Source organism: Desulfovibrio piger ATCC 29098, assembly GCF_000156375.1.
GTDB classification, from domain to species: Bacteria; Desulfobacterota; Desulfovibrionia; order Desulfovibrionales; family Desulfovibrionaceae; genus Desulfovibrio; species Desulfovibrio piger.
This window is the reverse complement of the sequence record NZ_DS996355.1, coordinates 123,667-137,804: the sequence shown is the minus strand read 5'-3', so window position 1 is coordinate 137,804 and position 14,138 is coordinate 123,667. Positions and strand designations below refer to the sequence as shown.

The 14,138-nt window shown below is 64.3% G+C and carries 9 protein-coding genes; 6 read left to right on the top strand and 3 right to left on the bottom strand.

Annotation, left to right across the window (positions count from 1 at the left end):
- Window positions 1-80: 80 nt before the first annotated feature.
- The 3 genes from DESPIG_RS03935 to DESPIG_RS03925 all read right to left on the bottom strand — a co-directional run bounded on the left by DESPIG_RS03935 (window position 81) and on the right by DESPIG_RS03925 (window position 3,744).
- Window positions 81-2,150, bottom strand: a complete 2,070-nt coding sequence (locus DESPIG_RS03935) for a TRAP transporter permease (protein ID WP_006005278.1) — start codon at window positions 2,148-2,150, stop codon at window positions 81-83.
- An 89-nt stretch (window positions 2,151-2,239) separates the two neighbouring features.
- The gene (locus DESPIG_RS03930; RefSeq protein WP_246118368.1) at window positions 2,240-2,752 is read right to left on the bottom strand and encodes a DUF1850 domain-containing protein; all 513 of its coding nucleotides are present in this window, start codon (window positions 2,750-2,752) and stop codon (window positions 2,240-2,242) included.
- Window positions 2,753-2,790: 38 nt separating this feature from the next.
- Window positions 2,791-3,744: a TAXI family TRAP transporter solute-binding subunit gene (locus DESPIG_RS03925; RefSeq protein WP_006005276.1), complete on the bottom strand. Its 954-nt coding sequence runs from the start codon at window positions 3,742-3,744 to the stop codon at window positions 2,791-2,793.
- A 204-nt stretch (window positions 3,745-3,948) separates the two neighbouring features.
- Between DESPIG_RS03925 and DESPIG_RS03920 the strand changes: the two genes are divergently transcribed.
- Genes DESPIG_RS03920 through DESPIG_RS03895 form a run of 6 tightly spaced genes read left to right on the top strand, consistent with a single transcriptional unit; the run spans window position 3,949 to window position 14,136 of the window.
- Window positions 3,949-4,704: a glycine zipper domain-containing protein gene (locus DESPIG_RS03920; protein WP_040369247.1), complete on the top strand. Its 756-nt coding sequence runs from the start codon at window positions 3,949-3,951 to the stop codon at window positions 4,702-4,704.
- A gap of 57 nt (window positions 4,705-4,761) precedes the next feature.
- Window positions 4,762-5,955, top strand: a complete 1,194-nt coding sequence (locus tag DESPIG_RS12745; RefSeq protein WP_006005274.1) for a S1 family peptidase — start codon at window positions 4,762-4,764, stop codon at window positions 5,953-5,955.
- A complete protein-coding gene (locus DESPIG_RS03910; RefSeq protein WP_006005273.1) occupies window positions 5,952-7,268 on the top strand; it encodes an SrfA family protein in 1,317 nt (438 codons plus the stop codon). Before DESPIG_RS12745 ends, DESPIG_RS03910 begins: the two co-directional genes overlap by 4 nt.
- A 2-nt stretch (window positions 7,269-7,270) precedes the next feature.
- On the top strand, window positions 7,271-10,393 hold the full coding sequence (locus tag DESPIG_RS03905) for a virulence factor SrfB (RefSeq protein ID WP_006005272.1): 3,123 nt from the start codon (window positions 7,271-7,273) through the stop codon (window positions 10,391-10,393).
- Between the two features lie 24 nt (window positions 10,394-10,417).
- Entirely contained in the window at window positions 10,418-13,051 is a 2,634-nt protein-coding gene (locus DESPIG_RS03900) for a virulence factor SrfC family protein (RefSeq protein ID WP_006005271.1), read from the top strand.
- A 2-nt stretch (window positions 13,052-13,053) separates the two neighbouring features.
- Window positions 13,054-14,136 carry a sel1 repeat family protein gene (locus DESPIG_RS03895; RefSeq protein WP_006005269.1) on the top strand — a complete coding sequence of 361 codons (1,083 nt, stop codon included), beginning with the start codon at window positions 13,054-13,056 and terminating at the stop codon, window positions 14,134-14,136.
- Window positions 14,137-14,138: the final 2 nt, after the last annotated feature.

Here is a 14,138-nt window from a genome sequence, read left to right as displayed (position 1 = left end):
CGACACACACACAACAACGAACGAACGAACGAACGAACGAACGACGACGNGCTTTTTTTGTTGTTTGCGTTACGCAGTCCTTATTCGGCGGCGACCTTGCTCACAGGTCCCGAGGTCAGCATCTTCTGGCTGATGTAGATCACGATCAGCAGACCGCAACCGATGGCGTCGGTGATGGCGCCGGGGGTGATCAGGGTGATGGCGCCCGCCAGCAGGATCAGGCGTTCCCACCAGTAGAGGTTACGCAGCCAGTACCCCACGCTGGCAAAGGACAGGCTGGCGATGCCCAGCGCCGCGGTGGAAGCGTAGAAAAGCACTTCCCAACCGGAGGCACCGATCATCAGCAGGCCGGGGTTGTAACAGAAGATGTAGGGGATCAGGAAGCCGGCCAAGGCCAACTTGACCGCCATGAAGCCTGTTGCGTTTGGTTCTGAGCGTGCGATCCCTGCCGCTGCATAGGCCGCCAGTGCCACCGGAGGCGTCAGGTCGGCCAGGATGCCGAAGTACAGGATGAAGAGGTGCGCCGCCATGGCGGGCACACCAAAGTGCATGATGGCCGGGGCCGCGATGGTGGCCAGCACGATATACTTGGCCGTGGTGGGCAGGCCCATGCCCAGGACGATGGAGGCCAGCATGGTCAGCAGCAGGGTCAGGGCAAAGCTGTCGGCCGAGATGGTCAGGATGGCGTTGGCCAGCTTCAGGCCAAGGCCGGTCAGGGTCACCACGCCGATGACGAAGCCGGTGCAGGCACAGGCGGCGGCCACACCCAGGGCAAGACGGCCACCGTTTTCCATGGCCTGCAGGACGCCCTTGAGGGACAGGAAGTTGGTCTGGGCCAGGGCGCTCATCACATTCTCATTGCTGTAACGGGCACCATGCCAGGTCTTCCAGTTTTCCGCCACCAGGGAGATGACCACGGTGGTCACGATGCAGTAGTAGGCGGCCTTGAGCGGCGTGTAGCCCTGCATCAGCATGTAGATCAGCACGATGATGGGGATCAGCAGGTAGCCACCCTGACGCAGCACCACCCAGGTGCGGGGCAGGCGTTCCTTGGGGATACCCTTGAGGCCCAGGCGCTTGGCTTCCATGTGCACCATGAAGCCCACGGCCAGGTAGTACAGCAGGGCGGGCACCAGGGCCGCCTTGGCGATCTCCACGTAGCCGACGCCCAGGAACTGGGCCATGATGAAGGCGGCGGCCCCCATGATGGGCGGCATGATCTGACCACCGGTGGACGAGGCGGCTTCCACGGCGCCGGCAAAGGCACCGCGATAGCCCACGCTCTTCATGAGCGGGATGGTGAAGGTACCCGTGGACACAGTATTGGCCACGGAAGAACCGGAGATGGTACCGAAGAAACCGCTGGCCAGCACGGCCACCTTGGCGGGGCCGCCCACGTAGCGGCCGGCGGCGGCCAGGGCCAGGTCGATGAAGAACTTGCCCAGACCGGTGCTGTGCAGGAAGGCACCGAACAGGATGAACAGGAAGACGAAGGAGGCCGACACGCCCAGCGGCATGCCGAACAGGCCTTCCGTGGTCAGGTACATGTGCGAGACGATGCGCTGCACGGAGAAGCCGGGATGCCCCAGCATGCCGGGGATCAGGTTGCCGAACTTGGCGTACAGCAGGAAGACCACGGCCACCAAGGTGATGGGGATGCCCACGATGCGGCGGGTGGCTTCCAGCACCAACAGGATGGACGCGCAACCCATGATGAAGTCCAGCTCGGTGGCCGGACCGGCATCCAGTACGATGATGTCGTACTGCCAGACGATGTAACCGCAGACCACGGCCCCGGCGATGGCCAGGATGGCGTCATACCAGGCCAGCTTGTTCATGTTGCCCGTGGCGCGGGCGGGATACAGCAGATAGATCAGGGTCAGCACGAAGCCCAGGTGCACTGCGCGCTGGATCTGCGGCGCGAAGGGCGTCGTGGCCGCCGTGTACAGATGAAAAGCGGAAAAGGCGATACAAAGGATCTTGATAAAGATGTCGAGCCACCCCTTGAAGGAGCGGTAAACGGATTCCTTGTCGTACTTGGCAACGATCTCGGAGACGTCCACAGTCTCCTGGATCTTTTCCACGGCGCTGGAATCCAGTTTGTGGCCTTCTTCCAGGGCAAATCCCCCTGCCCCTTTTTCATCGATCATATGCATTCTTTTTTCGTGGCTCATCCTCTCATGTCCTGTGTAAGTATGCGTGGCGTGTCCTTTCACGCCAGGTCAATGTCCAAAAATTATCAGGGTAAAACGACTGTAAGGGTAATGGCTTGTCCCGGTTCCAGCAGGGAATTCAGCGGGATCTCCTTTTGGCCCCCGCCCTCTTCAGGCAGCAGCAGGGTGTGGTTCGCCACACGTCCCACGCGCACATCAAAAGAAGGCAGGGCCATATGATAGCCGCTGATGACAACTTTTCCGTTTTCCGTATACATCCGCTGTCCCGGGCCCGGCTGATGCGGCAGTCCGGCCCCGAAATCCTGATAAACCGTTTTTTCCAGATAAATGCAGCCCCCGCTGACACTGAACCAGTCCTCCACCGGACTCAGAGCGACGGAATGCCTGTAACGAATGGCAAACTCGCTGCCGTCCGGTGCGGGCCGGCTGAAAAGTTCCCTGCCGCTGCTGTCGCGCAGCACCAGGCGTTGGACGTCCTGCGCCTGCACACTGGAAAAAAGATGCGGCGCAACCCACATCACGCCTGTCATACAGACCAGCATGACCAGCAGAAAAGCAGTGGTATTGCGCCGCATCATCATATGTCCCGAATCAACTGTTTGCTTAGGAACTCAGCCTACTTGATGTCCAGGCCCTTTTCCTTGAAGTACTTGACCGCACCGGGATGGAAGGGAATGGTCACACCGTCGGCGGCATGTTCCAGAGAGATCTCGGCGCCCTTGTTATGAGCCTTGGCCACGTCGGGCAGGTTGTCATACAGGGTCTTGGTCAGGGTGTAGGCCACGTCGTCAGGCATGTTCTTGTTGGCCACCAGGATGCACTGCACGGACAGGGTGGGCACGGCTTCCTTCTGGCCCAGGTAGGTACCGGCCGGGATGGAGTCCTTCACCAGGTAGGGGAACTTCTTGACGATCTCGTCGACCTTCTGGCCGGCCAGAGGCACGAAGACCACTTCCTGAGCGGTGGTGATGTCCTGGATGGCGGGGTTGGGCGTACCGATGGTGAACACGAAGCCGTCCACCTGACGGTCCTTGAACTGGTCGGCAGTTTCACCGTAGGGCAGGAAGATGGGCTCGATGTTCTTGTAGTCCAAGCCATAGAAGCCGAAGATCTGGCGGCAGTTCACTTCGTTGCCGCTGCCGCGGGCGCCCACGGAGACCTTCTTGCCCTTGAAATCTTCGAGAGCCTTCACGCCGCTGTCCTTGCTGGCCACCACGTGCAGGTATTCAGGATACAGACGGCCGATGACGCGCACGTTGTCCAGCTTGCTGCGGAAGGGAGCCAGGCCGTTGAAGGCGGAGTCGGCAACGTCGTTCTGCACCATGGCGAAGTCCACGTCGCCAGCCTGGACCAGGCGCATGTTCTCACCGGAAGCACCGGTAGCCTGGGCCGTCACGGAGATGGCGCCGCCGCTCTTGTTGGTGATCACCTGGGCAATGGCACCGCCCAGGGGGAAATACACCCCGGAGGTCCCGCCGGTGGCCAGGGTCAGGCGTTTGGTGTCGGCATTGGCCAGCGAGGCGGCCAGCAGCAGACCAGCGGCCAGGACAAGACTGAGAACTTTTTTCATAAGGCTTCTCCCGAAAAGAGGTTACAGAACGCACCGACTAAAACGGCGTTCTCACTACCATCTTTGAGTATATACCAAATGTGCAAAAAGGGCAAATCAGCCGTGCCCTGTATCTTCCGTCGGGGCATGCCATTTGACTTGCTCCCCGGCAAGGGCATATTATGGAAATAGCGAGACACCATGCATCCAGCCAAGGAGATCCACATGGTCAAGCGTCATCTCAGTCTTCTGGTCGTGGCAGTGGCATGCATCGCCCTGCTCGGCGGCTGCGCCAGCAAATACGGCGCGCAGACGACACAGGTCAACTATTACCCCCAGTGTTATTCCCCTGTGGCCCAGCTGCGGGCCGATGAAGACAGGGTCAACAACAGCACGGCCGGCGGTGCCGCGGGCGGTGCCCTGCTGGGCGCCCTCATCGGCGGCCTGGCCACCGGCAAGGTGGAAGGCGCCCTGGCCGGTGCCGTGGCCGGTGGTGCCGCGGGTGCCGTGGGCGGGAACATCTACGGCAAGTCCCAGCAGCGGGAGAACGATCGCCGTCTGCTGGCCAGTTATGCCGCCCAGCTGGGCGAGGACAGCGCAGGCATGGACCGCGCCACCGCCGCTGCCCGCCTCTCGGCCCGCTGCTATGACGAGCAGTTCAAGAAGGCCGCGGCCCAGTACAAGGCCGGGGCCATCACCAAGCAGGATTTCCAGGACCGTTACATGGAGATCCGCAGCGGCCTCGAAGAAACGTCCCGCATCCTGAAGCTCACCTCCGACCATGTCATCGAGCGTGACGCCGAATACCAGAAGACCCTGGCCCAGGCTCAGGCCAAGGGGCAGGTCTCGCAACGCCAGCAGGCCCCCCGCAAGGAAAAGAAGGCCTGGAACAATTCCCGCCGCGAGCTGGAAAGTACCCGCCAGGACGTGGACATGCGTCTGGCCACGTACGAACAGACCGTCAACAATCTGATGCTGTAACAGCAGGGCGCCCTTCTTTCCCACGAGAAGTGCGCCCTTTTTTCGGAGCATATCCCCATGGCTGACGATCCCGGCAAACACACCGCTGATGTCCCCCGCCCCGATACTACTGACGCCGCGCACGCCCCTGCCGGCGGCGAAAATCCTTCCGGCGGCCCGGATCCTGCCCCCCAGGGCGGCCCGGTCCCTGTCCCCTGGTACCGTCGTCCCCTGTTCTGGGGCATCGTCCTGTTCCTGCTGATCCTGGCCCTGCTCGGCTGGCTGTTCTGGAAACAGTGGCAGGCCGCCGAAGCGGAAAAACAGGCCCAGGAAGCCGCCCTGGCGGCCCAGCTGGCCAAAAATGCCGAGATGGACGCCTATCTGGCCCAGTTGCGGGCCCTGCTCAAGGAAGAGCCCTGCGTCATCAAGGAAAAGCTGGCGCAGCTGCCGCCTCCTCCCGACGCCGTCCCCGGTGTCGTGCCCGGCGGGCGCTCCGGCGAGCCCCTGCAGATCCCGTCCGATGTGGCGCCCCAAAGCACGCCGGTCACGCCGCAAAAGGCTCCTGCCCGCCCCGGCAGCATGGCCCAGTTGCTGGAACAGGGCACTGTCCTCGTGCTGGCCCGGCAGCCGCAGGGCCTGTCCATGGGGTCCGGCTTCTTCATCTCCCGCCGCCACGTGCTGAGCAATGCCCATGTGGTGGGCAATGCCAGCCAGGCCTTCATCATCAACAAGGCCACAGGCGGTGTCCTGCAGGCCACCGTGCGCCATCGCAGCGCGGATGGCGGCCGGGACTTCGCCCTGCTGGAACTGTCTGCCGATGCCGCCATCACGCCGCTGGAATTCGCCCCCGGTGTGGAGCGTACCCAGCGCGTCAGCGCCTGGGGCTTCCCCGGCGCCGTGACCAACGACGATCCCAAGTTCATGGCCCTGTTGCAGGGCAATGGCTCGGCCGTGCCCGAGGTGGTGTATACGGAAGGTGTGGTCAGCGTCATCCTGGAACGCACACCGCCGCTGGTCGTGCATACGGCCACGGTCTCGCAAGGCAACAGTGGCGGCCCTCTGGTCAACGAACAGGGCCAGGTGGTGGGCATCAATACCTTCATCAAGCTCGATGATGCCTCCTACCGCCAGTCCAGCATCGCCATCGCGGGCAGCAGCATCACCGCCTATTTGCGGGAGATCGGCATCGGATTTTCACAGGCCGCGGCAACGCCTGCCCCCGCGCAGGCACAAGAAGGAACGGCCGATGACCAGAAAGGGGTGAGACCATGAGCGTTTTCCTGCTTACCAGCCAGCGCAACGCCATGCGCGCCCTGGCCAGCCAGGGCATCTTCGCCACGGACTGCCATGCTCAGGTCAGCAGCATCATCGCCCAGCACCTGAGCCCGGCCCATGCGGCCCTCATCGCCGAGCCCCAGCATGATTCCGGCCAGCAGCGCATCGACTGGTACGCCAGCGTGAACGGGACCGCCACCCCGGTGAGCGGGCTTCCCGCCGAAGAGGCCGAGCACCTGCGGTCCCGTGCCGGCGAGCTGGCACGGGACATCCTGCACCTGTCGGAACAATGGGGAAAGGATGCCCAAAGCCGCGAGGCCCTTGCTGGCCAGATGCTCGCCCTGGTCCTGCAACACCCCCATGAGAACGATCTCTGGTCCGTGGACGGCCAGCCCGTCCTAGTGAACTGGGGCTTTGCTCCGGGAGCCGTCGGCGCCATGCCGCAGGATCTCAGCCGTATGGGCGGCGCCATCCCCGTGGCTGCCGCGGCGGCCCCCGTGGCGGCGGCTGCCGTGCCTGTGGCCGCTGCCGGCAGCGGCTGTCTTGGCTGGCTGCTGCCACTGCTGCTGGCTCTGCTCCTGCTCTGGCTGCTGCTGGCGGCCCTGGGCATCCTGCCCTCTCCCCTACCCGCATCCTGCCTCAAACCGGCGGCCGATCCCCGTCTCGACCAGGCCACCCAGGCAGCGGAAAAGCAGAGGAACGAGCTGGAAGAACTGCTGCGCCAGCTGCGGGAAAAAGCCTTGCTCTGCAAGCCGCCGCAGCCCAAGCCCGAACCGAAGCCTGAACCCCCAAAGCCCGATCCTGAAGTGGTCACGCCCCAGCTGGTGCCTGACAAGCCCATCGAGCCTGCGCCTGAGCCCAAGCCGGAACCCAAGCCCAAGCCTGAGCCCAAACCCGAACCCAAACCCGAACCGAAGCCCAAGCCCCGCAAGAACGAGGATCTGAACATCCCCGCCGATGCGGCCAAGAAGAACGACCTGAGCTTCCTGGAAGGCTGCTGGCAGAGCGATACGGGCCTGTTCTCGCATCCGTCCAATACGCCCATCATCGCCGAATACTGCTTCGACAAGAAGGGCCAGGGGCGGCGCTTCGTACGCGAAGAGAACGGCCAGGTCTGCAGCGGTCCGGCCACGGCCAGGTTCGAAGGCAACCGCCTTGTCTGGCGGGCCGGGACGGCCCCCTGCCCCAAGGGCAACCAGTATGTGCCCCAGCAGGTACAGTGCACCGGCAACGACAAGAGCACCCGCTGCCAGGGCGTGGAACAGAGCAAGCGCAACCTGCGCTGGAAAGCTGACTTCAAGAGGAAATAAGCATGGATGCCATCCCTCACTACCTTTCGCCCGTGAGCATCATCCCCGGCGGATGTCCCCAGTTCCTGGACTTCGCCCTGCCGCTGGAAGCCCTGGGCAAGCACGTCCGCTATTTCTATGAAGAGCTCAAGGGAGAAGGCAGCGGCGGCCGCTATACGCATTTCCTCCACTGTCTGGAGAACCGCGACAACGTCTTCACCGACCAGCTGACAGGCAAGGAGTACACGGGCGACACCTATTCCATGCAGGCCGCCAAAGAACTCAAGACCTGGGACGGCCAGTGGCTGCCCGTGCCCTTTCTGCGCACGCTGGAACAGTGCTGGCCCGACGGCGGCAAATGCTTCGAATGCGGTCCCTCCAACTGGGCCCGGGCCCGGGTCATGCCTTCCAGCAAGGACCCGAGCATGCTGCGCGTGGTCATCATCTTCGACACCACCGTGGAAGAGCGCCCCGCCGGCGAGGACCGCTATCATGCCCTGTCCCCCCAGGATGTCAGTGCCCATGGGCATTTCATGCTGGCCCACCATGTGCGGGACAACTCCTGGTTCCTTAACGAGGCCTGGGTGGACCAGTGGCTGCTGGAACTGTACACGGCACGCAACCAGGGCAAACGCCGCGGCGCGGCCTGGGGCGAGGAAGATCCTTATGTGCTCAAGCATCTGGCCAGTTATCTCACCTGGCTGGACATCGTGCGCCTGGCCGTCAAGGACGTGGCCGTGCAGGTCATCAATCCTGCCCGGGACACGCCGGTGGACGTGGACCTGATCCTGGACATCGGCAATTCCCGCACCACGGGCATCCTGGTGGAGACGCCGCCCCAGTGCAGCACGGACCTCAACCAGAGCTACGTGCTGCGCCTGCGCGACCTGAGCCAGCCCGATCTGGAATACGCCGACCCGTTCGAGACCCGGGTGGAATTCGTGGACGCCACCTTCGGCAATGATACCCTGAGCCGTCGCTCCGGCCGCCAGACACCGGCCTTTGCCTGGCCCTCGGCCGTACGCATCGGCCCCGAGGCGGCCCGTCTGGCCACACAGGCCGTCTGCGCGGAAGGCACTACCGGCATGTCCAGCCCCAAGCGCTACCTGTGGGACGAACGCCCGTGGCAGCAGACCTGGCGCTACAACACCAGCGGCAATACCGAACCCATGGTCAACCGCGGCCTGTTCGCCCGTCAGCTCAATCCCCAGGGCACGCCGCTTTCCTGCTTCGACGATCCCCTGTTCCGCCGTAGCCCTTCCCTGAAGAAGCAGCAGCCCGAACCGGTGTTCGAGTCTCTGTTCACGCGCTCCTCGCTGATGATGTTCATGCTGGGCGAGATCCTCACCCAGACGCTCATCACCATCAATTCGCCCGCCACCCGTGCCCGGGGACGGCTGCCCAACCTGCCCCGGCGTCTGCGCCGCCTCATCTTCACCGTGCCCACGGCCATGCCCGTGGCGGAAAAACGCATCTTCCGGCGCTGGGTGCTCTGGGCCGTCAAGGTCATCTGGGAAGGTCTCGGCTGGTCGGAATGGTATGTGCCGCCGCAGCAGCAGAACAGGATCCGGGCCGGGGATTACCGCACCAGCCCGCTGGTGCGCTGTGACTGGGACGAGGCCAGCTGCTCCCAGCTGGTGCTGCTCTACAACGAGCTCACCGTCAAACAGCATGGCGATGCCCACCATCTGTTCCGCCTGATGGGCAAGAAACGCGCCCGCTACAGCGATCATCCCTGCGTGCGCATCGCGTCCATCGATATCGGCGGCGGTACCACGGACCTGTCCATCACCACGTATGAGCTGGCCAGCGGCGAAGGCGACACGGCCCGCATCGTGCCGCATACCGAATTCCGCGACGGTTTCAACATCGCCGGTGACGAAGTGGCCCGCGAGGTGGTGCTCCAGCACGTCATCCCGGCCGTTTCCGATGCCCTGCAGGCCCGGGGCGTCCAGGAGCCGCGCCTGCTGCTGGCCCAGCTTTTCGGCCGCGATACCATCGGCATGTCGCAGGAGCAGCGCAACACCCGCATCCGCCTGGTGCGTCAGGTGGCCCTGCCTGTGGCCCTGGGCTTGCTGCGCGTGTGCGAGCAGGACAGCGACGTCCATCTGGACCAGACCTGCACCCTGGGGGACTTTTTCGAGCCTGCCGTGGGCGATGTCCCGGCAAACGGCCAGACCGGGGAAGGTGATGCCCAGGCCGGGAACGGCACGTTCCGCCCCGCAATCCTGGCCCTGCGCCCGCAGCAGTCCACCCTGGATGCCGTGACGGCCCTGGTGCGCGACACGGTGCCCGGTCTGGATGACTTTTCCATCATGGATGTGCCCATCACGATCAGCCCGCAAAAGCTCCAGGCCACCATCCAGCGGACGCTGGCCCCCACGCTTTCGGCCCTCTGCGAGCTGGTGCACCTGTACGATACCGACATGCTGTTGCTGACGGGCCGCCCCAGCGCCTGGAAGGTGGTCGCCTCTACGGTCATGGCCAAGCTGCCCGTGCCGCCGGACCGCATCATCCCCATGCGCCGCTATCATGTGGGCAGCTGGTATCCTTTCCCCGATACGCTGGGCCGCATCCAGGATCCCAAGACCACCGTGGTCGTGGGCGCCATCCTCTGCGCCCTGGCCGAAGGCCATATCGAAGGCTTCTCCTTCGACTCCAACGCGCTGCGCCTGACCTCCACCGCCCGCTATATCGGCGAGCTGGACATCAACACCCAGTTGCGTGCCCCCAAGGTCTGGTTCAAAGTGGATGTGGATGCCAAAAACGGTGTGGAACTGAACCGTACCGTGGCCTTCAACGGCCAGCTCGGCATCGGCTACCGCCAGCTGGGGGCCGAACGCTGGCCCGCCACCCGCTATCACCTGCTGACCTTCGCCAGCGAAGACGCCCGTGCCCGTGCCTCCGGCCGCCTGCCCTACAAGGTGGACGTCACCCTCAACGTGGCCGAGATGCTGGACGATGAGGACATGCCCGTCAGCGGCGGCGAGCGGGAAGAACGCAGCGAAGGGGAATTCAGCATCACCGCCATCACGGACAATGCCGGCAATTTCGTCTCGCCCCGGGATCTGGAGATCCGTCTGCAGACCCTGCCCACGGACGAAGGCTACTGGCTGGATACCGGCGTCGTGAACGCCGCCAACTAGCGACGGACAGACAGGAGCATCATCATGCAGGAACAAGACATTCAGCTGGCAGCGCGCTGTGCCCGTCTGGCGGAACAGTCGCGCCATGCCGCCACCTGGCTGGCCGACAATCGCGAGACCGTGGGCAGCGAGTGCACCACGCTGCAAAAAGAGATGCGCCGGGCCGCCCGCTTTTTCGGCAAGTGCGAACAGGCCGCCCGCCGCAAGATGTGTGTGGGCGTCTTCGGCCCCAGCCAGTCCGGCAAATCCTACCTCATCTCGGCTCTGGCCCGCGACAGCCGCGGCGATCTTCTGGCGGACTTCTGCGGCCGGACGTCGGATTTCATCACCGAGATCAATCCCGAGGGCGGCAAGGAATCCACCGGGCTGGTGACCCGCTTCACCACCACGCCGCCCCAGGGGCTGACGCCGGAATTCCCCATCCGGCTGCGCCTGCTCTCCGAGATGGACGTGGTCCGTGTGCTGGCCAATACCTATTATGCCGACTGCGAACACAAGCAGATGCCCGATGCCGAGGCCATGCGTTCCGCCCTCGAACGTCTGACCCAGACGGCCCGCCAGTCTTCGCCCGGCGCCAGCAGCGTCACCGCCGATGACGTGGAAGACCTGCGCGAGTACCTCAACCGCAACTTCCTCTCCAAGCCGCGCGTCCAGATGCTGCAACAGGGCTACTGGACACAGGCCGTCAGCCTGGCTCCCCTGCTGCCCCTGAGCTACCGGGCGGAACTTTTCGGCATCATCTGGAACAACCAGCCGAAATTCCAGCAGCTTTTCCTCGAGCTCTGCCAGGCGCTGGAGGCCCTGGGCAACCCGGCCGAGGCCGACTGCCCTCTGGAGGCCCTGCTGCCGCGCCAGACCAGCATCATCGACGTGGCCCTGCTGGCCGGGCTGGGGACCAGCAGTGCGGAAGACCGCCTGACCTTGCTGGGCAAGGACGGGCGCAAGGCCGCCCTGCCCCGTGCCGTGGTCACCGCTCTGACGGCGGAGATCACCATCTTCATGAAGGAACAGCCGGACGGCTTCTTTTCCTATACGGACCTGCTGGACTTTCCGGGCTATCGCTCCCGCCTCAAGATCCTGGACCTGGACAAGGAGATGGAGCGCGAAGGCGCGCTGCAGAACCTTTTCCTGCGCGGCAAGGTGGCCTACCTGTTCGAGCGTTATTGCGAAGAGCATGAGCTGACCAGCATGCTGCTCTGCATCGGCCCCGGCAACCAGGAGGTACAGGATCTGCCCCGTGCCGTGTATGACTGGATCTGCTCCACCCACGGCGAGAACCCGGCCCACCGTGCCGGCAAGGCGCCCTCCCTGTTCTTCGTGCTCACCAAGATGGACATGGAGTTCGAGAAAAAAGCCGGTTCGCCTTCCGTGGAACAGCGCTGGAACACGCGCCTGCAATCCTCCCTGCTGGACTTTTTCGGCAAGCAGCATGACTGGCCCACCAACTGGGACGGCGCGCATCCCTTCCGCAACATCTTCCTGCTGCGCAATCCCAACTTCCGTTGCGAGGCCATCTTCACCTTCGATGCCCAGGGCAACGAAAGCGGCGTCCGTCCCGACCAGATCGCCTATGTGGAAGAGGTGCGCCGGGCCTTTGTGGATTCGCCGCTGGTGCGCCGCCATGTGGACGATCCCGAAGCCGTCTGGCAGGCGGCCATGACGCTCAATGACGGCGGCATCAGCCTATTGCGCCAGCGTTTGCGCCCCCTCTGCAATCCCGAACTCAAACGGCATCAGATCGGCGTGGGGCTGGAGGAACAGGCCGAACGCGTCCTGACGGCGCTGGGCGTCTACTACCAGAGCGATGACCGCGAGGAACTGCGCCGCCAGAAAGAGACCCTGGCCCGCAATCTGGCCGTTTTGCTGGCCCGCGTGGCCCAGAGCCAGACCTTTGGCGAGATGCTCCACCGCCTGCAGATCAACGATCACGACCTGTACACCCTGTGTGCGCAGGTCACCTCCGCCATGCCCGAAGCGGAAAGCGGCGGGGCCGCCCCTGCTTCCATCGGCGTGCGCGTCTCTCAGCAGGACATCCTGGACGATCTTTTCGGGGATGAAGCCCCTGTCGCCAACGAGATGCCCGGCACAGCCTCCGTCACAGGCAAGGACAGCGCGGCCGAACTGGCCGAAGCCGTGTTCGATGCCTGGGTGGAACAGGTCCGCCAGTTCGCGGCCGACGCGGAGACGCGCACCTTCTTTGCCATGCCCGCGCGCGAGCTGGACCAGTTCTGCCACGAGCTGCTGCTCTCGGCCCAGCGCTGCCGGGTGCGCCAGCAAATGGAAGAAGATCTGCGTGCCTGCTCCGCCTACAGCAACCTCGAACGGGAACGCCTGCTCTGGAAACAGGCCAGTCTGGCCGCCGACGCCATCAATGCCTTCGTGGACTGGCTGGGCTTCGATCCGCGCCACCACAGCGAACAAGAGCGCACCATCATCTTCCGGGACAAGCCCGTGATCCTTTTCCCGGCCGTCAGCGATCCCGTGGGCGAACCCCTCATCGGTGAGGTGGAAGCCCCCTACGACCGGCAATGGTACACCGACTGGCTGCGCGCCCTGATGCACGGCATCACAGCCAACGTGGATTTTGACGGCCAGCAGATCCGCAACCCCCAACAGAACAAGCGCCTGTATGACATCCTGCAGGCATTCAAAGGATAACGATGAAAGCCATAATTGCTCCTGATGCCGCGCGCACGCCCGGCGTGGCCGTCATCTGCGTGTACGATGCCCCCGGTGCGGGCCCGGCCGATGTGGCCATCTATTCGGGAGACGGCAAATACCTGTCCGCTTCCGGCTGGCAGGAAAGCCGCGTCCCCCTGCCCGTGGACGCTCATGACGATGACAGCGGCTGCCTGCGTCTGCAGGTAGGTGCCGCCGTGGTGGACAATCTGGACAAGCTGGAGCGCTATCTGTTCATGGCCGGTGACCAGAAGTGCGTCCTCCAGATCCAGGATCTCGTCTATTCCCGCATGCAGGGCGGGGACGGCATGGGACATGCTGCTTCCCCTGCTGCAGCGCCCGCGCCGCAGCCCGTGCTGCTTCCTGATCCTGAGCCGGAACCGGCCCCCATGCCCGCACCGGCCCCCGATCCCGAACCGGAAGCGGAGCCTTCGCCGCTGCTGGCCGGAGCACCGCTGGAGATGGATCAGCCCGCTGCGGAGACGGCGAAAGAAAAAAAATCCTCCGGCAGCCTGCTCTGGATCATCCTGGGCCTCGTCCTGCTGGCCCTGGCCGCTGCCGCGGTCTGGTGGTTCTTCCTGCGGGCCACGCCCCCGCCGCCTCCGCCTATGGCGCCACAGGCTCCGGCGACCCAGCAGGAGGCACCGGCCGGGACGGAGAAAGCCCCGGCGGCTCCTGCCGCGATGGCGCCGTTGCAGCAGGCCCGCGAGCATTTGCGCGGCACGGCGGATCCCGCCACCAGTCTGGAACTGGCCCGTCCCCTGCGCACGCCCCAGGCCGGCAACGATGAAAGCGATGCGGCCTTCCTGCTTCTGGAAGACGCTGCCCAGAAAGGCAATGCCGAAGCCATGTTCCTGGTGGGCCAGTTCTACGATCCGCAGTCGGCTCTGCCGCGCGGCAGCATCCCCGCGGACATGAGCCAGGCGAAACACTGGTACGAAAAAGCCAAGAGCAAGGGCGCCGCTGAGGCCGACAAAGCGCTGGCGGCCCTGCGCCGCCATGTGGAAGGCGAGGCCGCCAAGGGCAATGCCGAGGCCTCGCTCCAGCTGCGCGAGTGGAAATAAGG